The organism is Tundrisphaera macrotermitis (assembly GCF_051175315.1).
Classification (GTDB): Bacteria; Planctomycetota; Planctomycetia; order Isosphaerales; family Isosphaeraceae; genus Tundrisphaera.
In genome coordinates this window covers 2,340,768-2,367,225 of sequence record NZ_CP195100.1, presented here as the reverse complement: position 1 = coordinate 2,367,225, position 26,458 = coordinate 2,340,768, and the positions used below count along the sequence as shown (strand labels likewise).

General features: G+C 69.6%; 23 protein-coding genes. 7 read left to right on the top strand and 16 right to left on the bottom strand.

Annotated features, from left to right (window positions below; genetic code table 11):
• Nucleotides 1-21: 21 nt before the first annotated feature.
• Nucleotides 22-819, bottom strand: coding sequence for a TraR/DksA family transcriptional regulator (locus TA3x_RS09605; protein WP_435020604.1), 798 nt, complete (start codon nt 817-819; stop codon nt 22-24).
• Between the two features lie 242 nt (nt 820-1,061).
• Between TA3x_RS09605 and uvrA the strand changes: the two genes are divergently transcribed.
• The 3 genes from uvrA (at nt 1,062) to TA3x_RS09590 (ending at nt 9,309) form a co-directional block, all read left to right on the top strand.
• On the top strand, nt 1,062-7,547 hold the full coding sequence (gene uvrA, locus TA3x_RS09600) for an excinuclease ABC subunit UvrA (protein ID WP_435020602.1): 6,486 nt from the start codon (nt 1,062-1,064) through the stop codon (nt 7,545-7,547).
• Nucleotides 7,548-7,675: 128 nt separating this feature from the next.
• Complete coding sequence (locus tag TA3x_RS09595) at nt 7,676-8,728, top strand: AAA family ATPase (RefSeq protein ID WP_435020600.1); 1,053 nt, start codon at nt 7,676-7,678, stop codon at nt 8,726-8,728.
• Nucleotides 8,725-9,309 carry a hypothetical protein gene (locus tag TA3x_RS09590; RefSeq protein ID WP_435020598.1) on the top strand — a complete coding sequence of 195 codons (585 nt, stop codon included), beginning with the start codon at nt 8,725-8,727 and terminating at the stop codon, nt 9,307-9,309. The genes TA3x_RS09595 and TA3x_RS09590 overlap by 4 nt, the downstream gene beginning before the upstream one ends.
• Before the next feature lie 18 nt (nt 9,310-9,327).
• On the opposite strand, the gene TA3x_RS09585 is transcribed toward TA3x_RS09590, so the two are convergent.
• Nucleotides 9,328-10,845, bottom strand: coding sequence for a hypothetical protein (locus TA3x_RS09585; RefSeq protein ID WP_435020596.1), 1,518 nt, complete (start codon nt 10,843-10,845; stop codon nt 9,328-9,330).
• A gap of 142 nt (nt 10,846-10,987) precedes the next feature.
• Nucleotides 10,988-11,905, bottom strand: coding sequence for a restriction endonuclease (locus TA3x_RS09580; protein WP_435020594.1), 918 nt, complete (start codon nt 11,903-11,905; stop codon nt 10,988-10,990).
• Between the two features lie 219 nt (nt 11,906-12,124).
• On the opposite strand from TA3x_RS09580, the gene TA3x_RS09575 reads away from it, so the two are divergent.
• A complete protein-coding gene (locus TA3x_RS09575; RefSeq protein WP_435020592.1) occupies nt 12,125-13,213 on the top strand; it encodes a hypothetical protein in 1,089 nt (362 codons plus the stop codon).
• 6 nt (nt 13,214-13,219) lie between these two features.
• Here the strand turns inward: TA3x_RS09575 and TA3x_RS09570 are convergent, their stop codons facing one another.
• The 5 genes from TA3x_RS09570 to TA3x_RS09550 form a co-directional block, all read right to left on the bottom strand.
• Nucleotides 13,220-14,116, bottom strand: coding sequence for a DMT family transporter (locus tag TA3x_RS09570; RefSeq protein ID WP_435020590.1), 897 nt, complete (start codon nt 14,114-14,116; stop codon nt 13,220-13,222).
• Between the two features lie 94 nt (nt 14,117-14,210).
• Nucleotides 14,211-14,954 carry a hypothetical protein gene (locus tag TA3x_RS09565; protein WP_435020589.1) on the bottom strand — a complete coding sequence of 248 codons (744 nt, stop codon included), beginning with the start codon at nt 14,952-14,954 and terminating at the stop codon, nt 14,211-14,213.
• An 84-nt stretch (nt 14,955-15,038) separates the two neighbouring features.
• On the bottom strand, nt 15,039-15,260 hold the full coding sequence (locus TA3x_RS09560; protein ID WP_435020587.1) for a type II toxin-antitoxin system HicA family toxin: 222 nt from the start codon (nt 15,258-15,260) through the stop codon (nt 15,039-15,041).
• Nucleotides 15,257-15,502: a type II toxin-antitoxin system HicB family antitoxin gene (locus tag TA3x_RS09555; RefSeq protein ID WP_435020585.1), complete on the bottom strand. Its 246-nt coding sequence runs from the start codon at nt 15,500-15,502 to the stop codon at nt 15,257-15,259. Before TA3x_RS09555 ends, TA3x_RS09560 begins: the two co-directional genes overlap by 4 nt.
• Nucleotides 15,503-15,593: 91 nt before the next feature.
• A complete protein-coding gene (locus tag TA3x_RS09550) occupies nt 15,594-16,304 on the bottom strand; it encodes a phosphatase PAP2 family protein (RefSeq protein WP_435020583.1) in 711 nt (236 codons plus the stop codon).
• A 203-nt stretch (nt 16,305-16,507) separates the two neighbouring features.
• Between TA3x_RS09550 and TA3x_RS09545 the strand changes: the two genes are divergently transcribed.
• Nucleotides 16,508-17,113 (top strand): hypothetical protein, encoded by a 606-nt coding sequence (locus TA3x_RS09545; RefSeq protein ID WP_435020582.1) that lies wholly within the window; start codon nt 16,508-16,510, stop codon nt 17,111-17,113.
• A gap of 26 nt (nt 17,114-17,139) precedes the next feature.
• On the opposite strand, the gene TA3x_RS09540 is transcribed toward TA3x_RS09545, so the two are convergent.
• The 7 genes from TA3x_RS09540 to TA3x_RS09510 form a co-directional block, all read right to left on the bottom strand.
• The gene (locus TA3x_RS09540; RefSeq protein WP_435020580.1) at nt 17,140-17,607 is read right to left on the bottom strand and encodes a hypothetical protein; all 468 of its coding nucleotides are present in this window, start codon (nt 17,605-17,607) and stop codon (nt 17,140-17,142) included.
• 74 nt (nt 17,608-17,681) lie between these two features.
• Complete coding sequence (gene surE / locus TA3x_RS09535; RefSeq protein ID WP_435020578.1) at nt 17,682-18,458, bottom strand: 5'/3'-nucleotidase SurE; 777 nt, start codon at nt 18,456-18,458, stop codon at nt 17,682-17,684.
• Nucleotides 18,459-18,594: 136 nt separating this feature from the next.
• Entirely contained in the window at nt 18,595-18,975 is a 381-nt protein-coding gene (locus tag TA3x_RS09530; protein ID WP_435020576.1) for a DoxX family protein, read from the bottom strand.
• A gap of 193 nt (nt 18,976-19,168) precedes the next feature.
• Nucleotides 19,169-20,011 (bottom strand): hypothetical protein, encoded by an 843-nt coding sequence (locus TA3x_RS09525; RefSeq protein ID WP_435020574.1) that lies wholly within the window; start codon nt 20,009-20,011, stop codon nt 19,169-19,171.
• Nucleotides 20,012-20,366: 355 nt separating this feature from the next.
• Entirely contained in the window at nt 20,367-21,386 is a 1,020-nt protein-coding gene (locus TA3x_RS09520; RefSeq protein ID WP_435020572.1) for a hypothetical protein, read from the bottom strand.
• A 241-nt stretch (nt 21,387-21,627) separates the two neighbouring features.
• Nucleotides 21,628-22,248, bottom strand: coding sequence for an FMN-binding negative transcriptional regulator (locus tag TA3x_RS09515; protein WP_435020570.1), 621 nt, complete (start codon nt 22,246-22,248; stop codon nt 21,628-21,630).
• Nucleotides 22,245-22,772: a GNAT family N-acetyltransferase gene (locus TA3x_RS09510; protein WP_435020568.1), complete on the bottom strand. Its 528-nt coding sequence runs from the start codon at nt 22,770-22,772 to the stop codon at nt 22,245-22,247. Before TA3x_RS09510 ends, TA3x_RS09515 begins: the two co-directional genes overlap by 4 nt.
• Nucleotides 22,773-22,951: 179 nt before the next feature.
• Here TA3x_RS09510 and TA3x_RS09505 point away from each other — a divergent pair, with 179 nt between their 5' ends.
• Together TA3x_RS09505 and TA3x_RS09500 are read left to right on the top strand one after the other, a co-directional pair.
• Nucleotides 22,952-23,746 carry a hypothetical protein gene (locus TA3x_RS09505; protein ID WP_435020566.1) on the top strand — a complete coding sequence of 265 codons (795 nt, stop codon included), beginning with the start codon at nt 22,952-22,954 and terminating at the stop codon, nt 23,744-23,746.
• A gap of 36 nt (nt 23,747-23,782) precedes the next feature.
• Complete coding sequence (locus tag TA3x_RS09500; protein WP_435020565.1) at nt 23,783-25,003, top strand: alpha/beta hydrolase; 1,221 nt, start codon at nt 23,783-23,785, stop codon at nt 25,001-25,003.
• 404 nt (nt 25,004-25,407) lie between these two features.
• Here TA3x_RS09500 and TA3x_RS09495 read toward each other — a convergent pair whose 3' ends face one another.
• Nucleotides 25,408-25,917 (bottom strand): hypothetical protein, encoded by a 510-nt coding sequence (locus TA3x_RS09495; RefSeq protein ID WP_435020563.1) that lies wholly within the window; start codon nt 25,915-25,917, stop codon nt 25,408-25,410.
• Nucleotides 25,918-26,458: the final 541 nt, after the last annotated feature.

Genomic DNA, 26,458 nt, shown 5'->3' with positions numbered 1-26,458 from the left:
CCTTGAGGACGGATGCGGGATTCACTGGCCGACGGGGCTGTCGCCCGGCTCGGGCTGGGGGGCGATGCCGCCCCCGGTCTTGCCGCCGGTGGAGCGGAGGTCGGCCACGGCGCCGCCGACGGCCCCGCCCGAGGCGCCGGAGTAGGCGGACGTGTCCTCGTGGTCGTCGTCCAGTTCCTGGTCGTAGTTGCCGCTGCCCATCGCCTCTTCGAGGTCGCCGTCGTCGGGGTCGCCCTCGCCGATGTTGGTGCCGGCCAGCCCGCCGATGGCCGTCCCCCCGCCGGCGGTGCCGGCCGCGTGGATGTCCTCGCGGTCCCCCGACCGGGGCGCATCGTCGGTGAACGGCTGGTCGCGGTCGCCGGTGTCAGTCAGGTTGCCCGCGCCGTGGCGGCGGTCGAGCCCGCCCATCGACTCGGGGCGGCCGTCGTTGAGGTTGGCCGCCGCCCCGGCGCCCACCTCGGCCGAGCACGGGGTGCAATAGCGGGTGTAGGGGATCGCCTCCAGCCGCTCCGCCATGATCGTTTTGCCGCACCGCTCGCAGGTGCCGTAGGCGTTGCGATCCAGGCGGCCGAGGGCGTCGCGGACCTCCTGGCGGATGTATTCCTCGTTCTCCAGCAGGGTCGCATTCAGCTCCTGCATGTACTGCTCGGTGCCGAGGTCGGCCAGGTGCATCGGCGTGCCGGAGAGGTTGCCGCCCGCCTCGCCGCCCACGCCGACGCGGGCCTCTTCCTCCAGGCTCGCGACGTCGTCGACGAGTCGCCCGTCCATCGCCTCCAGCACGCGCCGGAGCTGCTGCATCTTCTTCTCCGAAATCGACATATTCGCCTCGTTCGCGGGATGGGGGATTGTCCGGTGCGGCGCACCGGCGCCGATCCCCGCCCAGCTTGCATGAGGCATGCCACGGGGGTCGGCCGAGTCGCCCGGATCGGGGGCGTCGGGCATCGTGCGAGTCCTGGACAACCGTCACCGTCGTGCGTAGAGTAGGAGTCTCCGCCGGGGGAGGGATGCGCCTCCCCGTCGGTGCGGCAGGATCGGCGACGAGCGACGAGGATCACCCAGGGATGGCGACGACCGACATTCGGATCAGGGGCGCCCGCGAGCACAACCTCCGCGACGTCTCGATCGACCTCCCGCGCGGGGCGTTGATCTGCTTCACCGGCGTGAGCGGTTCGGGCAAGAGTTCGCTGGCGTTCGACACCCTGTATGCCGAGGGCCAGCGCCGCTACGTCGAGAGCCTATCCAGCTACGCCCGCCAGTTCCTGGGCCAGATGAGCAAGCCGGAGGTCGACCGGATCGACGGCCTGAGCCCGTCGATCTCGATCCAGCAGAAGACCGGCGGCCGGAACCCGCGCAGCACCGTCGGCACGATCACCGAGATCAACGACTACTTCCGCGTCCTGTTCGCGCGGGTCGGCCAGGGGCACTGTCCCAACTGCGACAGGCCGGTGGCGGCCCAGACCCGCGAGCAGATCGTCGCCCGGATCGAGCAGGTCCCATCCGGCACCGCCTATTCCATCCTGGCCCCGGTCGCGCGGGGGCAGAAGGGGGAATTCCGCGACCTGTTCGACGAACTCTCCCGCGCCGGCTACGTCCGGGCCCGGGTGGACGGCAAGATGGCCGCCCTGGCGGACAACCTCGGGCTGGACCGCCACATCAAGCACACGATCGAGGTGGTGATCGACCGCCTCAAGGCGGGCGGAGGCCCCACGGCGCGGACCCGGCTGGCCGAGGCCGTCGAGGCCGCGCTGAAGCTGGGCGGCGGGACGGTGATCGTGGCCGTCGAGGGGCAGCCGGACATCCTCCTGTCGTCGCACTTCGCCTGCGCCGCGTGCGGCCTGGGGTTCGACCCGCCCAGCCCGCAGTTGTTCAGCTTCAACAGCCCGCAGGGGATGTGCCCGTCGTGCGACGGCCTGGGGGTGCGGCACGCCTTCGACGACGAGCTGCTGGTGCCCGACCCCAAGCTGTCAGTCTGGAAGGGGGCGATCGCCCCGCTGGGCCCGGCGTCCAAGCTCGGCAAGATGCGCCGGCAGCTGTTCGAGGCGGTCGCCGCCAACATGGAGGGGGAGAAGGATGGACCCCCGCCGGGGGCGATGCTCAAGGGGGCGTGGCGCGACCTCGACCCGAAGTGGCGGAACGTCTGGCTCCACGGCCTGGGCGCCCGCAAGGTCGTGGTCTACTACAAGCACAAGGGGAAGCGCTACGCCCAGGCCGAGGGCTGGCCGGGCATCGCCACCGAGTTGCTGGAGCGCTACAGGAACTCGACCGGCGGGCCGCTCCGCGCCGGCCTCGAACCGATGATGCGGAGCATGACCTGCCCGGACTGCAAGGGGGCCCGCCTCAACGCCCGCGCCCGCGCGGTGCGGGTCGGCGGCCGGACCCTGGTCGACCTCGGCTCGTGGCCGATCGGCCGGGTCAAGCGGTTCTTCGACGCCCTGGCCGGCCAGCCCGCCGCCGACCTCGCCCCCGAGGACGCCGCGACCCCGCTCGATGACCTGTCTCGCACGATCGCCGAGGAGTTGCTCAAGGAGATCCGCGGCCGGCTCGGGTTCCTGAACAACGTCGGGCTCGATTACCTCAGCCTGGACCGATCGGCCCCGACCCTCTCGGGCGGAGAGGCCCAGCGGATCCGCCTGGCCAGCCAGGTCGGCGCCGGGCTGGTGGGCGTCCTGTACATCCTGGATGAGCCGTCGATCGGCCTCCACCCGCGCGACAACGACCGGCTGATCGCGACCCTCCAGCGGCTCCGCGACGTGGGCAACACGGTGATCGTGGTCGAGCACGACGAGGACACGATGAGGGCCGCCGATCACCTGGTCGACTTCGGCCCCGGACCGGGCGTGAAGGGGGGCGACGTGATCGCCGCCGGCGCCCTGGCCGACGTGTCCGACCACCCGGACAGCCTCACCGGCCAGTACCTGTCCGGCCGCAAGGCGATCCCCGTCCCCGCCGAGCGGAAGAAGCCCGGCGACAAGGCCCTGACCGTGGTCGGCGCCCGCCAGCACAACCTCAAGGGGATCGACGTCTCGTTCCCGCTCGGCCTGATGGTCTGCGTGACCGGCGTCTCGGGCTCGGGCAAGAGTTCGCTGGTCGGCGACATCCTCCGCGACACCCTGGCCCGCGACCTCAACAAGGCGATCACCGACCCCGGCGCCCACGACCGGATCGACGGGATGGAGCATCTCGACAAGATCATCGACATCGATCAGGCCCCGATCGGCCGCACGCCCCGGTCCAACCCGGCCACCTACATCAAGCTGTTCGACCTGATCCGCGACCTCTACACCCGGCTGCCCGAGAGCAAGGCCCGGGGCTACAAGGCGGGCCGGTTCAGCTTCAACGTCCCCGGCGGCCGGTGCGAGGCCTGCCAGGGGAACGGGTCGAACCGGCTGGAGATGGACTTCCTGGCCGACGTCTGGGTCAACTGCCCGGTCTGCGACGGCAAGAGGTTCAACCGCGAGACCCAGCACGCCCGGTTCAAGGGGAAGAGCATCGCCGACGTGCTGGAGATGGACGTCCAGGAGGCCCTGGAGCACTTCAGCAACGTCCCCAAGATCGCCGCGATGCTCAAGACCCTCCACGACGTCGGGCTCGACTACCTCAAGCTCGGCCAGGCGTCCCCCACCCTCTCCGGAGGCGAGGCCCAGCGGATCAAGCTGGCCAAGGAACTCGTCAAGCGCGGGACCGGCCGGACCCTGTACGTCCTGGACGAACCGACCACCGGGCTCCACTTCGACGACGTCCGGAAGCTGCTGGACGTGCTCCACGGGTTCACCGCCAACGGCAACACGGTGGTCGTGATCGAGCACAACCTCGACGTGGTGAAGACCGCCGACTGGGTCATCGACCTCGGCCCCGAAGGCGGGTCCGGCGGAGGCCGGATCGTCGCCCAGGGGACGCCCGAGCAGGTCGCCGCCGTGCCCGAGAGCCACACCGGCCGCGCCCTGGCCAAGCTCCTCGACGTCGCCCCGCCGAAGAAGGGGAAGGCGAAGAAGGCCCCCAAGAAGGCCGCGAAGGCCGATCGCAAATCGTCGGAGGTCGGGCTCGGCGAGATCTCGGTCCGGGGCGCCCGCCAGCACAACCTCAAGGGGGTGGACGTCGACATCCCCCGCCACCAGATGACCGTGTGCAGCGGCCCGAGCGGCTCGGGCAAGAGTTCGCTGGCCATCGACACCCTGTATGCCGAGGGGCAAAGGCGATACGTCGAGAGCCTGTCCAGCTACGCCCGCCAGTTCCTGGCGCCGTTGCAGAAGCCCCGGGTCGAGTCGATCACCGGGCTGTCCCCGGCGGTGAGCATCGAGCAGAAGACGACCAGCAAGAGCCCGCGATCGACGGTCGGCACGGTGACGGAGATCCACGATTACCTCCGGATCCTGTTCGCCCGGCTCGGCCAGCCGCATTGCCCGAGCTGCGGGACGGCGATCGGCACCCAGACGGCCGACGAGATCGTCGAGAAGATCCTCCACCTGCCCGAGGGGACCAAGGTCTACGTGATGGCCCCGGTCGAGCGTCGGGACAACGAGGACTACGACGCCCTGTGGGACGAATTGCGGCTGTCCGGCTTCGCGCGGGTCCGGGTCGACGGGGTGTCGCACAGCCTGGACGCCCCGCCCGAGCTGAGCCACCGCCGCAAGCATCAGGTGGAGGTGGTGATCGACCGCGGCATCCTCCGCCGCAAGACCCGATCGCGGCTGGCCGACTCGGTGGAGTCGGCGCTGGACCTGGGCAAGGGGGTGGTCCACGTCGCCCGGGTCGGCGACGACGCCGACGAGGCCCGCTGGCCGGTCGACCGCTACAGCCAGCACCGGTCGTGCGACGGCTGCGGGCGGAGCTTCGAGGAACTGTCCCCGCACCACTTCTCGTTCAACAGCCCCCTGGGCTGGTGCCCGGTCTGCCAGGGGCTGGGCACCCAGCACGGGGCCAACCCCGCCGCACTGGTGCCCGACGGCCGCCGCAGCCTCCGCGAGGGGGCGGTCATCGTCTGGCCGAGCTTCGCCGAAACCCCCGCCTTCGCCCGGACCATCGAGGCGATCGCCAGGAGCCAGGGGTTCGACCTCGACACCCCGTTCGATGACCTGGAAGGCCGGCACCGCCGGACGATCCTCCACGGGGCCGGGGAAACCTGGTTCACCGTGCCCGGGGCCAAGAATCAGCCCGAATTTTCGTTCCAGTACAAGGGGCTGTTCCCCGCCATCGAGGAGGCGGCCCGCGTCTCGTTCCTGTACAGGCACAAGCTCCAGGGGATGGTCGACAACGTCCCGTGCGTGTCGTGCATGGGGGCCCGCCTCCGCGACGACTCGGCCGCCGTGCGGTTCCGCGGATTCACCGTCGATCAGGTCGGGCAATGGCCGTTGGGCCGGACCCTCGCCTTCTTCAAGGACCTGGGGCTCGACGGCGACGAGGCCCACATCGCCGGCGACCTCGTCCGCGAGATCCGCGACCGGCTCCAGTTCCTGGTCGATGTCGGGCTCGACTACCTCAGCCTGGCCCGGTCCACGCCCACCCTGTCCGGCGGCGAGAGCCAGCGGATCCGCCTGGCCAGCCAGATCGGCAGCGGCCTGACCGGCGTCCTGTACGTCCTCGATGAGCCGACCATCGGCCTCCACCCGCGCGACAACGCCCGGTTGCTCGGGGCCCTGAAGCGGCTTCGCGACCTGGGCAACACGCTGGTGCTGGTCGAGCACGACCGCGAGGTTTTGGAGGCCGCCGACCACCTGGTCGACTTCGGCCCCGGCTCGGGCGAAGGGGGCGGGCAGGTCACCGCCAGCGGGGCGCCGAAGAAGGTGAAGGCGTCCAAGGCGTCGCTCACCGGCAGCTACCTGTCGGGGCGGTCGGCGATCCCAGTGCCGAGCAACCGCCGGCCCGGCGGCGGGCCCGAGATCGTGGTCCGGGGGGCCCGGCACCACAACCTCAAGTCGGTGGACGCCGCGTTCCCGCTCGGGCTGGTCACGGTGGTGACCGGCGTGTCGGGGTCGGGCAAGAGTTCGCTGGTCGAGGACATCCTCTGGAAGGCCGCCGCCAAGGCCAAGCACCGCTCGCAGGTCACGCCCGGCGCCCACGATTCGATCGAGGGGCTCGAAGCCATCGACAAGGTCATCAGCGTGGACCAGTCCCCGCTCGGCGGCACGCCCAGCTCGACGCCGATCACCTATTCCGGGGCGTTCGACCTGATCCGCGAGCTGTACAGCAAGATGCCCGAGGCCAAGGTCCGCGGCTTCACCCCGCGCCGGTTCAGCTTCAACCAGGCCGGCGGCCGGTGCGAGGCGTGCGAGGGGGCCGGCCAGCGCAAGATCGAGATGCACTTCCTGCCCGACGTGTGGGTCGCCTGCGACGCCTGCCACGGCGCCCGGTTCGAGCCCGAGACCCTGGCGGTCAAGTATCGCGGCCGGTCGATCTCCGACGTGCTCAACATGACCGTGGACACCGCGCTCGACCTGTTCGCGGGCGTGCCCAAGGTCCGCAAGATCTTGCAGACCCTGCACGACGTCGGCCTCGGCTACATCCCGCTCGGCCAGTCCGCCCCGACCCTCTCGGGCGGCGAGGCCCAGCGCGTCAAGCTCGCGGCGGAACTCGCCCGGCCCGACACCGGCCGGACCCTGTACGTCCTGGACGAGCCGACCACCGGCCTCCACCTCGACGACACCCGGAAGCTGCTGGACGTGGTCCACCGCCTGGCCGACCTGGGCAACACGGTGGTGATCATCGAGCACAACCTGGAGGTCATCAAGACCGCCGACTGGCTCATCGACGTCGGCCCCGAGGCCGGCGAGGCGGGCGGCACGATCGTCGCCGCCGGCCCGCCCGAGGCGATCGTCGACTGCCCCGACAGCCTCACCGGCGCGATCCTCAAGGAAGTCCTCGCCTCCAGCCCCCACGCCGCCCGCAAGAGGTTCGACCCCAAGGCCGCCGCCAAGAAGCAACTCGCCGAGGTGAAGGCGGCCCGGGAACGATCGGCCCCCGAGGCCAAATCCCCCTGGGAGGTCGACGGCCGCGCCTGGCACACCCGCGACCGCGTCTCCCGCACCGGCCGCCCGGCCCGGTGGGACGGCCAGATCCTCGACCGGATCGCCGACCGCCTCGCCCAGATCGGCGGCTTCCCCCTGCCCGACTGGACCCAGCGGGCCGTGGTCAAGGTCGGCGGCACTTCGGCCGACGCCCCGCCCTTCCTCCAGGCCCAGACCGGCGGCGAGTGGATCCTCACCCTCCGGTTCACGGTCAAGCGCAACGCCTTCCACCTCGACGCGTTGTCCTCCCAGCTCAAGCTCACCCCGTTCCACGAGGCCAAGCGCCCGGTCCTGAGCGACGCCGAGCGGATCGCGATCGCCCCGGCCAAGGGGGCGACCCAGGAGGTCGTCATCACCTGCCACTCGCTCGACGAGGTCGCCACCGACGCCTTCGACGCCTTCCTGGTCAAGGCCGCCGTCTCCTACCGCAAGGCGGTCGAGTCCGCCGACGCCGACGTCGAGATCGACGGCGTCGCCGCCGAGGACGCCCCCGGCTGGCAGGTCGTCACCAAGAAGGGCGTCCGCAAGAAGGCCAAGACGAGCTGAGCCGTCCCCGGCAATTGCGCCGGGGGTCAAGGTCGTGCTAGAATGGTCCGAAGTCGGACGGTCCTCGTTTGGTATCGAATGAGGGGGCGGGGCCGGCGACGGCAAACGGACGGGGCGGAGTTTGGAACATGCTGGCCCATCTCCGTCTCAATAACTTCACACTGTTCAGCGAAGCCGATGTCCCGTTCGCCAGGCATTTGAATGTGCTGGTTGGCGAGAACGGCTCGGGAAAATCCCACCTTCTCAAGCTCGCCTACTCCTTGGCCTGGGTGATGGCGAGGGGTGGCCGCGAGTCCGGGTCGCCGACGCCGACCAAGGCGTATCTGGAGAAGGCGATCGCCAGCAAGCTCCGTGGCGTCTTCCGCCCCGATCGGCTCGGCCGCCTGGCGCGGCGGCAGGCCGGCGTGAGCCGATGCGAGGTCGAGGCCAAGTTCCGCCAAGTCGCGCATGATCTGGCATTTTCGTTCACCACGAAGAACGCCTCCGAGGTGTCCCTGGATCGGACCCCCGCCCGATGGTCGGGTCAACCTCCCGTCTTCTTGCCGACGCGTGAGCTGTTGACCATCTATCCCGGATTCGTCTCGCTTTATGAGACCGCCGACCTGCCCTTCGAAGAGACGTGGCGTGATACGTGCATCCTGCTCGGGGCCCCCGCGGTCAAGGGTGCGCGGGCTCGCGAAATCGGCCAGCTTCTCAGCCCTCTGGAAGAACAGCTGGGGGGGCGGGTCGTCCTGACCGACGGGCGGTTTTACCTGGAGACCCGGAACGGGATCATCGAGGCCCATCTCGTCGCCGAAGGGCTACGCAAGCTCGCCATGATCGCCCGGCTCATCGCGACCGGGTCGCTGGTGGGCACCGGCTCGCTCTTCTGGGACGAGCCCGAGGCCAGCCTCAACCCGAAGGTCATCAAGCAGGTCGTCCCCACGATCCTCCACCTGTGCCGTTCGGGGATCCAGGTGTTCGTGGCGACGCACAGCTTGTTCCTGATGCGGGAGTTGGACCTTCAACTCAGGATGGACGAAAATCGCGATCTGGAATCGCGGTATTTCGGCCTCCATCCTCAGGACATCGGCACGACGATCCAATCCGGAAAGACGGTCGACGAGATCGGGCCGATCGACGCCTTGCAGGAGGAACTGAATCAGTCGGATCGCTACCTCGGCGCGGAAGCGGAAGCATGATCTCGATCGTCGAGAAGTCGCTGCGTTTCGATTTCCCCGACGACTGGGATGCGACGAAGTTCGACGAGTGGTCCTATTACCGGGGGCAATTCTCAAGGGTCGGCGACGCGAAGTTGGGTTGCAACACGGAGGGTTGTTCGGGGATCATCCGCTGCCCCATCTGCCAGGCCGAGCGGGTCGCGGGCAATCGCGGCGTGGACATCGTCGCCATCGATCCCCAGGCGATCTGCTGGCTCATCGAGATCAAAGACTACCGATCGACCCGCGAGACTCGGTTCGCCCCCCTGGCCGAGGCGGTCACCCTGAAGGTGCGAGATACGCTCGGCTGCCTATCGGCGGCCCGCCTCAACGCATCGGGCGGCGAGCGAGAGATCGCCCAGCGGGCGATCTCCTGCACCGGCCTGCGAATCGTCCTACACCTCGAAACACCACCAACACACTCTCCCTTGCTGGCACCGGCCAAGCAGAGAGCCGATGTCCTCCAGCGGCTGAGGCAATTCGTCAAACCCATCGACCCTCGCCCCCGGGTCGTCTCCATGACGGACAGGGAAGGTCTCCCCTGGTCCGTCACGGAAGTCTGAAGATTTGCCCATCGGTGCTCAACCTCCCAGCACATTCCCCACGGCCGCGCGGGCGCGGTTCATGAGGGGGCTGTCGGGGGATTTGGTGCCGGGGAGGTAGGCCATCATGGAGGCGGCGAGGGGGGCACGCCAGCGGGGGTCGGAGGCGAGGAGGCACTCCTCCCAGGCGGCGGCGCCGTACTTGTACTGGTGGCTGTCGGCCCCCTTGTGGAAGATCATCCGGCGGGCGGCGGCGAAGACGAGGTCGGGGGAGCCTCCGCGTTCGAAGTAGCCGACCGTCTTGGCGGCGGCCTTCCGGCGGTCGTCGCCGATGGTGGCGAAGAGCTCGGCCACGGCCGCGTCGTCCTTGGCGTCGGGGGCGAGCGGTTCCAGGGCGTCGACCCGGACGGCGCCGTCCTTGGGGCGGCCGCGATAGAGCGGGACCCAGCCCACGGCCTGGAGCAGGGCGAGGCGGCGGGTGGTGTCGTCGCCGCTGGCCCCGTAGATGAAGTGGAGGGCGTTGGCCGAGGTCACGGCGTGGAGCGGGACGATGCCGGGGTTGCGCATCAAAAGCTCGTTGCCGGACAGGATCACGGCGTCCCAGATCGAGTCGGCCGCGACGCCCCGGTTGAGCAGGGCGACCGCCTCGGCGGAGGCGGCCTCGGGCGAGGCGGAGCGGAGGGTGTCGATCAGCGAGACGGTCGCGGCGGGGTCGGGCTTGCCGCCCTGCCAGTCGGCCCGGATCTTCGCGGCGTTCTCCAGGTTGGCCTCATACGGGCCGACGGCGATCGGCCGCTTGTCGCCCGAGAGGTCGAGCATGCCGTAGGCCAGGGAGCGGAGGACGGGCTCGGCGTGCTGCCAGCCGATCGCCTGCAAGGTCCGCCAGCACTGGGCGGCGAAGATCGCCTTGTGGCCGATGTCGCGCTGGTCGCGGACGGCATAGCGCCAGAACGGCTCCATGGTGGCCGCCGCGCCGGTCGACCGGGCCAGGCCCGAGGCCGCCACGTCGGCGCCGGCCACGTCCCACTTCTCCATCGCCTCGGCGAACGCGGCCGCGGCCCTGTCCGGGGCGGGGATCTTCGATTCGTCGACCTTCGCCAGGGTCCAGTCCCCTTCCTGGACGTCGCGGGCCTGCGAGGCCTTGAAATTATCGATCGCCCAGAGGATGGGCAGGAGCCGCTCGTCGGGGGCGGCGGCCTGGCCCAGCAGGTGGGCCGAGTTGATCACGAGGACGGCGTGGAACTTGAAGCCCACCGGCCGGGGCTGGACGTTGCGGATCCCCGCCAGGAACACCCCGGAGAGCAGGTCGCGATACGACAGGCCTGCCTTGAGCCGGGCGATCGCCTCCTCGGGGGCCTTATCGCGGGAGACCTCCTCGACCCACCTCACCACCGGCTCGATCTCGGGCCGGAACTGCACCGCGTCGGGCCCGATGGCCATCGCGGCCCCGCTGGCCGGGGTGATCGCCCTCAGCCCGGCCCAGTCGCCCAGCCCCGCCCCCAGCCCCAGGGCCGAGGCCGCCTGCAAGAATCGACGCCGCCGCAGTTCGCCACCCATCGGCGTATCCCTCCGTCCTTCGAGCCATCGCGGACCGACGCACCGCCCGCACCCGGGATCGCGGAGACCCCCGATGCACGCCCCACCCGCCAGTATGGCCGGGCCCGATCCGCTTCGCCACCATTCGCCCGGCGATCCGCGGTCAGGCTTCGCTCTCGTCGAAGAAGTCGTTGGAGACTTCCTTCAGCTCGTAGACCTTGGTCGTGGTGACACCCAGATTGTGTTCGATCATGAGGTCCGCGAGGCGGTCGCCGTCGATCAGGACGACCCGCTTGGCCTCGATCCGGTGGACGAAGTCCTGGGCCTCCCTGGTGAAGGTCGAGGTCGTCATGACGACGCCCTTCTTCGCCTTGACGTAGTCCATGCTGCCGACGAACCCCTGGACCACCGGCCGTCCCACCGGCCCGTCCCAGCGCTTGGCCTGGATGCAGACGATGTCCAGCCCGAGCTTGTCCTGCTGGATCACGCCGTCGATCCCGCCATCCCCGCTCTTGCCCGTGACCGTCCCCTGCCCCGCCACGCCGCCATACCCCATGGCCATCAGGAGCCGGACCACCACGTCCTCGAAGAAGGCGGGCGAGGAGGATTTGAGCCGGGAGACGAGGTCCTCGGTGGTCGCCTGCCGCAAGGTCCGGTAGGCAGCGTCGATCAGTTCGAGGGGGGTCGCCTTCTCCTCGATGACGGTATCATCGATCACCACCTCCGGATCGGGCTGGGATTTCCCGATGAACGCGAGATAGGACGGGTACCGCCTCAGCGATTTCATGCCGATCGATGTCGGCTTCTCGGCAAGGATGGACCGACCCAGGTCGGAAAGGCGTACCTGGCCCCGGTTGGGATTCTCGATGAGCCCGGCCATCTTCATGTGAGTTTTGGCCCAGGCGACACGATTACTGATGATCGACTGCTGACCGTTCGGCAGCATCATGCCCCGCTCTTCCTCCGTGAGTTGAAAAGCATCGGCGACCAGCTTCGTCACCTCCCTCATCGGGCGGGTCTGGCCGTCTTCCAGGATCCTGAGCAGCGGGAGCATGACGGTCTGGAAGTCGGGGATCTTCATGTGTCGCGGACCTATCGGCAACGTATCCATTTCGAGTGAGATCGGCATCAGTATCACAGATCGGGGAACGCCCACAAACCATCTCGAATCGGATGGGCTCGACCGATCCGGGTTCGGCCCCGGCAGTGGATTGCAAAGGCGCCGGCCGGATGCGATGAATGGGCCGGGGATGCGAGGCCGATGTCCCCGCCCCTTCCTTCCTGAGATCGGAGATCGGCGATGTTTCGAACCGGGCTGGTCCTTGCGCTCTGCCTCGTCGGCCCTGCTGCGTTCGCGGAAGCTCCTGCGCGGAAGACGACCGTGGCGATCGACGGGGCCCGGTTCCTCATCAACGGGAGGCCGACGTACGAGGGGCGGGCATCCGTCGAAGGGCTGCTGATGAACAGTCGGATGGTCCAGGCGACCTTCGACGACCTCAACCCCGAGACCGTGGGCCGGTGGGCCTATCCCGACACCGGCCGGTGGGACGCGGATCGCAACACGGCCGAGTTCCTGGCGCAGATGCCGGGGTGGCGGAAGGCCGGGCTGCTGGCGTTCACGCTCAACCTCCAGGGGGGGAGCCCGCAGGGGTACTCCAAGGACCAGCCCTGGCACAACTCGGCGCTGCGGGGGGACGGGAGCCTCCGGCCGGAGTACCTGGCACGCCTGGCCCGGATCCTCGACCGGGCGGACGAGCTGGGCATGGTCGCGATCCTGGGGATCTACTACTTCGGCCAGGACCAGCGGTTGAAGGACGAGGCGGCCGTGGTCGCGGGCGTGGATGCGACCGTCGACTGGCTGGTCGCCGGGGGCTACCGGAACGTCCTCGTCGAGGTCGACAACGAATGCAACGTGAAGGCCTATGACCACCCGATCCTCGGGCCGGAGCGGGTCCACGAGTTGATCCTCCGCGTCCGGGACCGCTCGGCCGCGGCCGGGCATCGCCTCCTCGTCGGGACCAGCTACGGGGGCGGTTCGATCCCAAGGCCCAACGTGGTGAAGGCGTCGGACTTCCTCCTGCTCCACGGCAACGGCGTCAAGGAGCCGGCGCGGGTCGGGGAGATGGTCCGGGCCGCCCGCAAGGTCGACGGCTATCGCCCGATGCCGATCCTGTTCAACGAGGATGACCACTTCGACTTCGACAAGCCCGCCAACAACTTCCGGGCGGCCGTGGCCGAATACGCCTCGTGGGGCTTCTTCGACTACCGGATGAAAGACGAGGGTTTCGCCGAGGGCTACCAGAGCGTCCCGGTGGACTGGGGGACGAACAGCGATCGGAAGCGGGGGTTCTTCCGGCTGCTAGGCGAGATCACCGGCGCGACGCCCTGAGCGCGGTCACTCGTCGTCGGACGACACCAGGTAGATGCCGAGCGCGACCAGCGACCCGCCGATGGCCAGGGGCCAGGTGAAGGGCTCGCCCAGGGTGAGGTTGGCGATCAGGATGCCGAAGGCGGGCACCATGAAGGTGATGGCCGAGAGCTGGACGGCCGGGTAGCGGCGGAGCAGGATCATCCACAGGGTGAAGCAGACGCCCGACACGCCCAAACCCTGGTAGGCCAGCCCGCCCATGGCCTCCCAGGTCAGGTGGAACCGGGCGGGGCCCTCGATGGCCAGGCTCAGGCCCAGGGTGAGCGGGCCGGCGATGGCGGTCTGGAGCAGGAGCAGGGTCGTCGGCGGGATCAGCGGGAAGGTCTTCTTCTGGGCGATCGTCTGGAACGCGAAGATCACGCCCGAGGCCAGCACGACGAGGTCGCCGACCAGCCCGCCCCCGCCCAGCATCAGCGGCTTCGCCAGGAGGACCGCCACCCCGGCGGCGGCGGCGATCAGGCCGGCGATCCGCCGCGGGCCCAGGGATTCGCCCAGCAGGATCCAGGCCATCGGGGCGACCAGGAACGGGTGGACGTTGACGAACACCGCCGACCGCCCGGCTTCGCTGAGGCTGGTGCCCCAGTTGAACGCCCCGATCTGGAGCGCCGCGAGCACCCCGTGGAGGATCACCAGCCACCAGAGCCGGCGATCCACCCGCAGCGTCGCCCCCATCTTGCCGCATGCCATCGCGATCACCGGCAGGGCGATCAAAAACCGCAGCCCGGCGCTGCCCAGGGGGGGCAGATGCCCGCCGCCCACGGCATACTTCACCGCCACGCCGTTGCCGCCCCACAGGGCACAGCACAGGGTGGCCACCGCCAGTCCGGGGGCGTCGAGCGGGACGGTCGTCGCGGGTCGGGACATCCGGGGGGATCTGCCTGGTCGGGGTGCGGCGAGGGGCGGGTCGGCGGGACGAGGGGCCCAGTCTACCCGCCCTCGGCGGCATCGACCATCCCGACTACTTGCCGGAGGCGGCGGCCTTGGACTTCGCGGCCGACTCGGCCAGGATCGCGGCGGGCTCGGCGTTGAACAGGTCGCGGCAGCCCGAGCAGCAGACCCAGTACTCCTTGCCCTGGTGCGACACCTTGATCGTGCCCCGGCCCCCGGTCACGATGCACTCGGGCCCCGACGCCCCGCCCGCCGCGAAGGCGACCCCCTGCCGGGTGTAGCCGACCTCGCCCAGCCGGGCCAGCGCGATCGCCGTGGATGCCCCCGGGTTGGCCTCGTCCAGCAGGAGGAGGAACCGGGATTCGTTGGGGATCGTCAGGATGATCCGCGCCAGCCCGCCCCGGGCCTGCTCCGCCCTCAGGATCAGCGGCTTGCCGGCCTCCCCCTGGCCGGTGAACTCCCGGGCCGAGCCGTCGGCCAGGGTCGCGTCGAGCCGGAACGACCCCGGCCCCTTGCCGGGCCGGAGCACCGCCGACCGGAGATACTTCCCCTTCTCGAACTCCACCGCCAGCGCCGCGGCGTCGGGGGCGAGCTTCCATGCCCAGGTCGCCCCCTCGGTCCAGGCCCCCTTGGACTGCCCCCGCTTCGGCTGCCCGGTCCCCTTCCATGTTCCCACCAGAGAGCCGTATTCCTTCAACGCCGCCTGGTCCGCCCGCCGCGAGGCCGACGCCTCGGCCGACGATTGCGGGGCATCGCCCCCGAGGCCGACGACGATCGACGCGCCCACGATCAAGCATCCGATAAACCGTCGCATCGCCGCCCCCATCCCGTGATTTTTTGCCTCGCCGTCCACGCCCCGATGAGCCGGGCCGATCCGTGGACCTCGCGATATCGGGGCTCAGGACGTGCCCGGTCGATTGAACTCGTCCCAAGACAGCCCCAGTTGTCGGACTGCGGCGCGGACCGTCCCAAGCTTCAGGTCGGCACCGCCCCAATCCGGGAATACGGCCGACTGACCGGTGCCCGGGTTGAACCATTTCCGGTGCGACCCGCCACCAGATCGGGGGATCTCGCGACATCCCGAATGCGTCAGTTTCCTCGCGATCTCCCGATAGTTCACGGCACGGCGATCATCAGGTCCGCATGGACGGGCCCGGCCGCCGAGCCGACCGCGAGGTAGTCGGGGAGCATCCGGCCCGAATCTCGATAGATTTCGAGGACCGCCGCGAGAGCATCCCGGACGTTCTCGATCGCATCCTCGACCGAATCCCCCTCGGTCACCAATTCGGGGAGCACCGGACAGGTGACGGTGAAGCCCCCCTCGGGCTGCGGCTCGAAGACCAGCGGGATCTTGTAATGCATCGCGGCTCCTCCCGGGGCGGACGATTCGGCAAGCTCGCCCTGCCTTCCACCCTACGAATTCGCGGCGGGGAAGACAATCGGCGTCCTCGGGTCAGGCGGCCCGCTCGACGCGGCCCTCGCGCTGGAGGCGGCGGCCGACCAGCCAGCAGAGGGTGGCCCAGGCGCCGCCGGCGGTCCAGCCGGCGAGGACGTCGGTGGGGTAGTGGACGCCCAGGTAAATCCGGCTGAGGCCGACGATCACGGCCAGGGTCGCGGCCAGGGACAGGAAGAAGAACCGGAGCCGCAGGGGCGTCACCAGCCGCGAGACCAGGCCGCCCAGGGTCAGGTAGACGACCGCCGACATCATCGAATGGCCGCTGGGATAGCTGGAGAAGTAGGCCCGCATCAGGTGGGGGACCAGGTCGGGGCGCGGCCGGTCGAACGCCGCCTTGAGGGCGGAACTCAGGAGCCAGCCGCCCAGGACGGAAACCGCCACGAAGGTCATCGCCCCGTAGCGGCGGTCCAGGCCGAGGAAGATCACCACGCCCAAAGTCGCCAGGGTCAGCACCACGGTGCTGCCCAACGCCGTGATGTCGCGGGCGGTCTCCGACATCCACTCCGGGCCGATCGGCCGCTCGGGGTGGCCGGGCACCCGCAAGGCCATCAGCAGCCGGTTGTCGAAGTCGTGGGTGTTCCCCTTCGTCACCTGGCTGGACAGGACGATGAACCCCCAGGTCGCCGCCACCAGGCACGACGTCCCCACCAGGACGGCCAGCTCGTGCCCGCCCAGCCACTCGATGACCCGAGACGCGGGATTTGCCATGTTTCGACCGATCGATTCCCAGGTTGATCTCGCCGTTCGGACGGACCGATCCTACCCCGCCGGCCGGCCCGGGGCGAGGGGCCGGCCACCTTCGGGACAATCGTCCGACCCGTCCCCTTCCCGGCGGTTGGCCGGCCGCTAGAATAGGGGGGCAGTCCTTTCGTCCCCCTCCCCATCACATCACGACCCCGGCGGCGGCACCGATGACATATCTGGTCGAAGATGCGACTTATGGGCTCGTGATCCTGGGGATCGCCGCCGCGGCGTGCCTGGCGGCGCTTCGGATCACCCAGGACGGCCGATACCTGGTCTGGGCGGGCGGCCTGCTGGCCGCGTCGCTGGCCCTGTTCGCGCTGGAGTGGTTCTGGGTCACGGATGCCGAGCGGGTCGAGGCGGTCGTCTACGACCTGGCCGACGCGGTCGAGAAGTCGGATGTCGACCGGGTCAAGGCCCTGCTCGACCCCGAGGTCTCGGTGACGCGGAGCGGCCGGATGCTCGACGATTCGCTCATCTTCGGGGCCGTGCTCGCCCAGCTGCCCCGGACCCGGTTCGACTCGGTGCGGATCAGCCGGCTACAGGCCCAGGTCGGCCGGCAGACGCGGATGGGGACGGCCGAGTTCCGGGCGCTGGCCTTCGGCTCGTACGACATGAGCATGGGGGGCAGCCACGCCTTCGCCTCGGGGAACACCGAGTGGTCGCTGGCGTTCCGAGAGGCCGAGCCGGGCCGGTGGCTGGTGACCCGGATCACCCCCACGCAGTTCCCGGCCATCGGCTACATCCCCGGCTTCGGCGCCCGGCCCCGCCGCTGAAACCGGCCCGGCCCCGCCCCGTCACCTCACTGGGGCGGGCCGGCCTTCTTCAGCTCGGGGTACTCCATGATCACCAGCCGATGCTCGTCGGGCAGGTAGGCATACTTCTTGTAGTAGGGCAGCACCGGCAGGGCGATGTTGTTGGGCTTGATGACCTCGGCCATGAACTGCTCGGTGTCCTTGGGGTATTCCCCCTTCTCGGCCTGGTACAGGTTGAGGGCGTGCTCGACCTGGAGCTGCGAGGTCCGCTCCAGGGCGAAGATCAGCCCCTTGGTGGACTGGGTGATCGGGTCGGTCACCGGGATCGAGGGGGTCGTCTCCACCCCTCCCTTGGCGGCCTCGGTGGGGGCGTCGCGGATGTCCTGGGTCTTCTTGCCCAGGATGCCGCGGTCCTCGGCCTTCTTGGCCTTCTTGGGCGGGTCGCAGCCGATGACCAGCAGGAGCGAGGCGAAGGCCACGGAGGCCGGGAGCAGGCAACGCGCCGGGGCACGCATCGATGGGTGTCCTTGGGGCCGATGTCGGGAGGATGCGGGAAGATGACGGCGTTCGAGGAGGGCGGGCCGCCCGCTCACCGGGCGACGGTCGCCCCGGTCCAGTCCCAGCCGCCGATTTCGGCCAGCTGGTCGTGGCGGGTGAGGTCGAAGTGGAGCGGGGTCACGGTGATGTAGCCCTCGCACAGGCTGGTCACGTCGGTCTCGGGGCCGTCCAGGTGGAACGGGGGGTTGTAGGTCATCCAGTAATAGGTCCGCCCGCGCGGGTCATTCCGGCGCTCGAACCCCTCGCCGTGGCGGCCGACGCCCATCGGCACGACGCGGACCCCCTTGGGCTCGCCCCGCGAGTGGGCCGGGATGTTGACGTTGAACAGCGACCCCGGCTTCGGGTTGTTGGCCAGGATCCGCTCGATCACCCGCACGGCGTTCTTGGCGGCGTGGGGGTAATCGAAGTGCTCGGCCAGTTCCAGCGACACGGCGATGCTGGTCACCTTGAAGAACGCCCCCTCGATGGCGGCGGCCACGGTGCCCGAGTACAGGACGTTGATCCCGGCGTTGCTGCCGGAGTTGATGCCCGAGACGATCAGGTCGGGCGGGCGCTTCATCAGCTCGCAGATGGCGAGCTTGACGCTGTCGGCCGGGGAGCCCTCGACCATGTAGCCGATGGAGGCCCCTTCCTCGTCGTCGATCGGCTTGACGACCAGGGGCTCCATCAGGGTGATCGAATGGCCCACGCCGCTCTGCTCCTGCGCCGGGCCGATCACCGTCACGTCGCCCAGGCGGAGCAATTCCTTGCGCAGCGCCCGGAGGCCCGGGGCGAACACGCCGTCGTCGTTGGTCAGCAGGATCTGCACGGTTCGGCCGCCGTTGACGGGGACTTCGATCGGGCATCCGCCGGGATCGCGCCGCGATTCGCGGCGTCGGACCCCGGCCCGGCCCGGATCGTAACGGGCCGGGATGACCCCCGTCAATCGCCGGCCCGCCATGGGTTCAATCGGCCACGAACGGCACCAGGGCCCGGAGCCGGCGATCCCGGAGGTACAGCCCCATCCACGCGATGACCCCGATGATCACCGGCACGAAGAACATGCCGTCGTTGGTGTGGACGTGCGTCGCCACGGCCCCGCCGAGGTAGGCGAGCATGAGCAGGCCGCCGATGTAGCGCGTCTTCGGGATCAGGTAGAGGATGAAGATCGCCAGCTCGATGATCCCGATCGGCCGCGCGGACGCGGCGGGATAATCCTTGGTCCACTCCTTGAGGAACCCGTCGGGCTGCGCGATCTTGAAGTAGGCGCTGGGCAGGAACGGGAGGGCGAGGATGCCCGAGAGGACCCAGCCGGTCACTCGCTGCCACTTCGGAATCGGGTCCATCGTCATCGGCCCTCCTTGAGGATGCTTGGTCCGCACCGGGCCCCGACTCCCCTCGTGGGCCTCGTCGGGCCAGCCCGGGGTAAGATAGAGGCCGATCCCGGACCTGGCAAGGCCGGACGCGCGGCGACCCAGAGGCGCATCGCGGCGCGCGGGGCCTGGCCGTGCCGATGGAGGACTCCCCTCCCTCGCACCCTCAGCGACGCCGCCCGCGGGTCGGCTCGACGTTGACCACGCTCACCTCGGGCGTGGCCCCGAAGCGGTCCCGGCCCGGGCCGCCATCCAGGTACGCCGAGCTGCCATCGGCCACGTTCTCCACCCCATAGACGTTCAGGCCCAGCGAATCATTGCCCCCCGCTCCCAGGACCGAGACGACCACCCGGCCGGTGGAGGATGGGGCGAACTCCAGGTCGGCAGTCACCAGGTCGTTGCCCGCCCCCCCGAACAGGACCATGTCCAGCAGGGAGAAGTCGTCCAGGTAGAGGTCGTCGGCCACCACGCCGATGTCGTCGTTGCCCGCCGAGCCGTCGACGTCGAACTGGATCGAGGCGTCGAGGAGGTCGCCGGAAAGGCTCCCGTCGAAGCGGTCGTTGCCCCGCCCGAGATCGACGTCGACGAAGAGGTCCACCCCCTGGACGGTGCCCAGGGTGACCACCGCCCGGTCGTTGCCGCCGCCCAGGTCCAGGCTGACCGCCCGGGGCACGAGCAGGGGGTCGGTCAGGTAATACTCGACGAAATCGTTGCCGCCGTAGGTCTCGACGACGATCCGGGAGACGCCATCGAACAGGGCGTCATAGGTGCCGAACGAGTCCCCGTAGGCCCCGTCGCCGAAGACGTCGAAGTTGCCGATGACGCCGACGGTGCCCTGGCCGCCGTCGGCGATCTCGAAGGCATCGCGGCCGTTGTCGCCCGAGATGAACAGCGTGCCGTCGCCGAATAGCTCGACGGAGCTGGTCAGGCAGAGGCGATCCTCCAGCCCTTCGAGTTGGGGCAGGCGGGCGGGGCGACGGCGGGACTTTCCGGGGTGGCGGGTCGACATGGCGGCATTTCCCAGCATCTGGTGGACGGCCCGCCGCGAAGCGGGATGGGTTCTTGATGGCAACGGCGGCGGGACACCTCTCCCACGTGTACGGCCCGATCGGCCCGGATCGTTGGCCGGCGCCCGGGATTGGCGCGGAAGGCCCGGGCCGGCCGCCTCGACGACCTGCCGACGCGGCTGGCCGGGGGACGTTCGCGTCCGCGTTCGACCTGGCCGAGGCCGGCCCGAAGCGTGCTCGGCGCGCCCAGAGAGGTGGAGTTCGATGGGGGCTCGGTCGACGTGCGGGAGCGAAGCGTGCGGCCCGGGCACTCCGAGAGGAGGCCCGGGCCGCCAGGTTTGCCGATCGGACGATCGCTTACAGGCGGCCCGAAGCCGACCCGACGCCGACCGCCAGCGGACTCGGGGCCGCGGCGCGCCCGCCCAGGGCCGCCGCGATCAGCCCGCCCAGCAGGCCCAGGAAGCTCCAGAACGCCGCCCGGCTCACGCCCTTGGAGGCCGCGTCGCCGGCCTCGCGGGCCTTCTGCCCGGCCTCGGCCTTCAGGCGTTCGGCCTCCTTGCGGGCCTTCTGGTAGGTTGCTTCCCAGCGGTCGACGATCTGGCCCGCCTCCTCCTTGCTCTTGCCGGTGCGGGCGGCCAGCACGTTGACCAGCGCCTCGCGGTCGGCGGCGTTGGCCACGTCGGAGCCGCGATTATAGAACCGCTCCAGCAGCGCGTTGAACTCGTCGTCGGAGGCCTGCGGGTTCTCGCCGGCGGCCTTGGCCGAGTCCTTGGCGTCGGCCTTGGCCTTCTCCCCCTGGTCCTTGATCGCCTCGGGCTGGAGTTCCGGCTTGCCGGTCTCGCGGAGCAGCTTCGTGGCCTCGTCGCGGATGCCGTCCCAGTCGACGCCGCGTTCCTGCATCTCGCGGCGGACCGCCCCGGAGATCTCCGGGGACACGGAGGCGGCCCCCTGCCCCAGGGCCGAGGCGACCGTGCCCAGGCCGCGGGCCGCCCCGCCGATCAGGGCCCCCATGGCCGTCGTCAGGAGGTAGAAGGTGAGCAGCGTGGCCAGGCCCCAGGTCAGGACGCCGTGGAGCGTGCTGTCGACGCCGCGCGGGACGCCCGCGAGCCGCCCGGCGGTCCAGCCGCCGGCGAACAGCGAGATCAGGCCGGTCGCGACGAACCAGATGCCCGCCCCGACGCCCAGGCCGGCGGCCGGGTCCTGCTCGCGGAGCGGGTGGATGGTGCTGGCGCCGATGGCCAGGCCCAGGAGGCTCAGGAGGAGCTGGGCGCAGAGGGTCACGGTGACCCCGGCGAACACGGCGGCCCACGAGATGCGCCTGGGGGCCGCGGCGACGGCCGGCGGCTGGACGACGGCGATGTTCAATTCCTCGGGCATGATGGTACTCGACGGCGGTGAGAGGGTGTGGACGGGCCGGGAGCCATCCCAGCGGGCGGCATCCGGCGCGTGACCTGATTCGAGGCGCCCGGCGGTCGGACGGGGCAGGATCAGGGGAAGCAAACCCCATTCCCGCACGTCGGAAATCTTTTTCGATCTTGCATATGTTCCCTTTTCTCACCAGGGGACCGCCCGGGCATCCTCCGCCTTCGCCGCGAGGCCGGGGCATGCCCCCCGCACCTCATCCTCCCAAGGTCGACTCCATGCATCGGGCGATGGCCCGGGCATTCTCGTCGGCCCGGGCCTCCAGGGCCCGGATCACCTTGCGGCGGCGTTCCTCGGGCTGGTTCTGGTTGAGCTTGGCCTTCCCCTCCAGGCGGCGGATCTCGATCCGGAAGCCGACGATGGCCCGGAGCATCGCCCCGATCTCCGGGTCGTCGGGGTCGTACGACCACGGCTGCGGGCGGTGTCGCTCGTTGGCGAACACGGTCCGGGCGAGGATGTCGTGCAGGCCGTCCCGATCCTCGACGAGTTGGACCGGCCCGTAGGCGTGCACCGCCAGGTAGTTCCAGGTGGGCACGGTGCCCGGGGCCTCGTACCAGGACGGCGAGACGTAGGCATGAGGGCCGGAGAAGATGGCCAGGGCATCGCCCGCGATGTCCCGCCACTGGGGGTTGGCCCGCGCCATGTGGCCGACCAGCGTGCCGTGCGGCCCGGCCTCGGCGTCGAGGAGCAGCGGCAGGTGGGACGCGATCATGCCGCCCTCGCCGTGCGTGACGACGGTGGCGAAGTCGTGCTCGCGCATGAATCGGCGGATCTCATCCGGGTCGGACATCTGGAACGAGGCGGGGGTGTACATCATCCGGCCCTGTTGCCGAGGTCGAGTTGCATCAAGACGTCCGTCTGCCGGTCGCTGCCCAGGAGGAACGGCTCGGTCCCCACCGGCGCGAAGCCCCACCTTTCGTAGAAGGCGATGGCCCGGCGGTTGTGCTCCCACACGCCCAGCCACAGGCCCCCGTGGCCCGAGCCTTCCGCCCGCCCGATGCACTCCCGCATCAGGGCCGCCCCGACGCCCGAGCCGAGGGCCTCGGCGGCGACGTAGAGCCGGGCCAGCCGCAGCGGGTCGCGGACGGTCACGCAGGGGGGCGGCTCGGACGGGGCGACCTTGGCGAAGCCGATGAGCTTCGTGGCGTCCTCGGCCATCAGGTAGACGGCCCCCGGCTCCCGGAGTTCGCGGTCGAGCCGCCCGGCCGTGTACGCCCCGCTCATGTAGGCCTTCATGTCCTCGGGCCGGTTCTGCGCGGCGAAGGTGTCGTGGAACGTCCGCCTCGCCAGGTCGGCCAGCGCGGCCGCGTCGCCGAGGCCGGCGGTGCGAATGGTGACCATGAATCGTCTCGCTGGGTCGAAGGTTCGCGGCCCCGATGTCGGCCGACGAGGCCCCCATGGTGGCCGGGCCGGCCGCGTCGTGTCGATGGGCTTTCCCGCCCGCGATTCCGTCGCTACTCTGGGGCGGCACGCCCGGAGGATGGGCGACCGCCCGCCGAAATGCTGACCAGGAGATGGGGATGCCGGATCCGGGAAAGCGCCATCCGACCTGGGACCGCGAGTTGGACGGGCCGCCGCCCGCGAGGGCCACCCCCTTCCGGGGCGGGACCCCCGAGAAGGCGAAGGCCGGGCGGCGGGCGATCGCCGCACGGCTGCGCGAGTGGTTGATATCGCCGGGCTTCGCGGCCTTCGCGGGGATCATCGCCCCGATCCCCTGCCTGTACCTGGACCCGTTGTTCTTCCAGGGCGGCGATGAGGACGGCCCGTGGCTGGGGAGATATCGGACCTACTGCTACGGCTTCATGCTGCTGCAGATGACGACGCTCGCGGCCTGGCTCCTGCTCCGGGCTCGGCTCGGGCCGGCCTGCGGGGTCGTCGCCGGGATGCTCTTCGCCGGGGCCCTGTTCGCGGCGTGCTTCGGGGTGCTGCTCCTGCCGCTGAGCCTCATCGCCCTGCTGTTCCTCATCGGCGTCCTCGGCTTCACCCCCTGGCTCACCGCGGTGGCCTACCTGCGCCAGGGGGAGATCGCCTGGGACGCGGCCGAGTCGAGATCCGGCCGGCGTCCGGCCGCGGCGGGGATGCTCATCGGCCTCGCGATCGCCTTCGGGCTCCCGGCATGGGCCCGGCGGGAAATCCATCGGGACTGGCAACGCTCCATCGCGGCCGTCGCCGATGGCGATCGCTCGGCCCTGGGCCGGGCCCGGTTCTGGTATGGGATCGTGGACGTTCGCGGCCCTGACCATCCCTTCCGGGAAGCCATCTGGGACGAGCCCGATCCGGCGCGGAAGGCCAGGCTGTCCGAGGTCGGGCCCTGACGCCCAGGCCACCCACCATCACGAGAAGACCACGCCATGCGGTTCCTGCCGACCCTGCTCGCCTTCGTCGCCCTTTCGGGCACCGCCCGGCCCGCCGACCCCGGCGCATCGGCCTCCGCCGTCGCGGACCTGCGCCGGGCCCTGGGCGCGGGGGGACCGATCGACGACCGGGCCTTCGCCGCCGTCCCGCTCACCCGGGAGGATGCCGCCATCGCCCGAGGCCTGCTCTGGGACGACCACGTCGCCCGGCTCAGGAAGGAGCGGGCCGCCGAGTTGGAGGCTCGCACGCTCGCCGAGGGCAAGCTCTCGATGCCGTTCGGCGTCACGACCTTCGGCGAGAAGCCCGAGGGCGGGCACAGCCTCTGGATCTCGCTGCACGGAGGCGGCAATGCCCCGGCCCGGGTCAACGACGGCCAGTGGGCGAACCAGAAAAGGCTCTACAAGCTCGACGAGGGCATCTACGTCGCCCCGAGGGCGCCGACGAATACCTGGAATCTCTGGCACGAGCCGCACATCGACCGGCTGTTCGGCCGGCTGATCGCCGACTACGTCGCCCTGGAAGGGGTGGACCCGGACCGCGTCTACGTGATGGGCTACTCGGCCGGCGGCGACGGCGTCTACCAGCTCGCCCCGAGGATGGCCGACTCCTGGGCGGCGGCGGCGATGATGGCGGGCCACCCCAACGACGCCGACCCGCTCGGCCTGCGGAACGTCCCATTCGCCCTCCAGGTCGGCGGCGAGGACGCGGCCTACGACCGCAACAAGGTCGCCGCCCGGTGGGGCGAAACGCTCGACGACCTCCGGAAGGCCGACCCCGGCGGCTACGACCACCTCGTCAAGATCCACGCCGGCAAGGGCCACTGGATGGACCGCGAGGATGCGGCCGCCCTGCCCTGGATGGCGAAACACCGGCGGAATCCCACGCCCGACCGGGTGGTCTGGAAGCAGGCGGGCACGACCCACGACCGATCCTACTGGCTGGCGGTCCCGCCCGGGACGGCGAAGCCCGGGACGCTGGTCGAGGCCCGGCGGGCCGGCCAGTCCATCGACATCGCCGCCGAGCCCGGGACGACGCTGCTGGTCCGGCTCGATGACCGGATGCTCGACCTGGACCAGCCGATCGCGGTGACGCACCGGGGGAAGACGATCTTCGAAGGCCGTGCGGACCGGACCATCGCGACGCTGCGGAAGACCCTCGCCGGCCGCGAGGACCCGAAGCTGATGTTCGACGCCGAGGTGCCGGTGAAGGTGGAATGACTCACCCGGCCCGCCCCGGCCTTCGATGCGGGGATCGCGGGTGTGCCCTTCGATTTTGGCCTTCGGTCCGGCGGTCCTGGGCGGCCGTGGTTGTCTCGCCAACCACGGCGCCGGCGACGCGATCGCGGTGTGATGGCCATCGCGGCACCGGGCCAGGGATCATCGACGCCGGCCATCGATCGCCGGGCGGGCACGTCGGCGCCGTGGTTGGCAAGCCAACCACGGCCACCCGGACGATAATGGCCTTTATGTTACCTCTCAAGCCAAGGGCAAACAGGACGGACCAGGGTTTCTAACACGAGACCCCAGACACTTGTCCAGGAGCCTGCCGATGCCAGTAGAATAGGCACGCCGCGAGTTGGGCATGTCCTCGGAGGTCATTGAGACCATGGCTGCGAACAATCTTATTCCAGCTTCTTGATAGCGTTCTTCACCTCTTGGGCGATTTCGCCAGCAGATTTAACTGCTTCTTTGATATCGTTTACTTGGCTCTTTCGGTTCTGGCTCAAGTCGCCGGCATCATGATAAATATCGATAGACTTCGCATGCTGACCAATGGCTTCCGGCCATTTCTCATCATTCGTATCCTTACGGTCCGAGGCCGTGCCGGGGTCCTGAGTGCCACCGATAGTCTTACATTTGTGTACCTTGGATGCCCAAATCGCATTGCCCTTGCCGTCGACGACGACGGCGAAGACTGACTGGCCCTTCAGCCCCTGGAAGTTCTTCTTGGACCAAGACCGCGTCTGGATGACGAACTTCCCGTTGCGGTACAAGGTCGCGTTGCTTTCCATGTACCGGTGATCTTTGACGGTATCTCGCTTGTTGGCCTTGAGAGGTTCTTCTTGCGAGAACGCGTAATTGGCCGGCACAATCAGAGAGACGAAAACGAAGGCTGAGGCGAGGCTTCGCATTGGTTGATGCTCCATTCTAACGGGTTAATGGTTGATAAACCGGGTCACTTGTGGCGCAGACAAACTACACACTAGCTCATATAGGAATCAGCCTGAGAAACCAGGCTATTGCCACCACGAATGCTTATCGCGTGATCCTATCCTGCAAATGGCCACGCTGGGCATAGAAATCACGAAAGCTCGCCGGAGGTGGTTGACCTCTCGTCGCTTTGTCACACCGGCTGAACCGACCGGAGTCACCCGTGATGCAGTTGGAGGCACGTCAGCTGCGACGTATCCAACCACCGCCGTTGGTGAGGAAGAGCCGAATGTACAGCTCGTTCTTGCCCAGAGGATGAGAGAATGGATGGGAGTACACGACTCGATTTAACGGACGTTTTCCGGGCAAGTCAAGAATTTTCTCAGGATCGAAGTCCTGCTCCTGCTCGGTTCAATGCCTGGCTTTACCGGAGGTAATTCCCTTCATCTCCGGTGAAGCGAACGGTCAGGTGCCATCCCGCACCATGCGGCCCGCCTCGGAGGGAGGGGTGTTCTGGGTGGG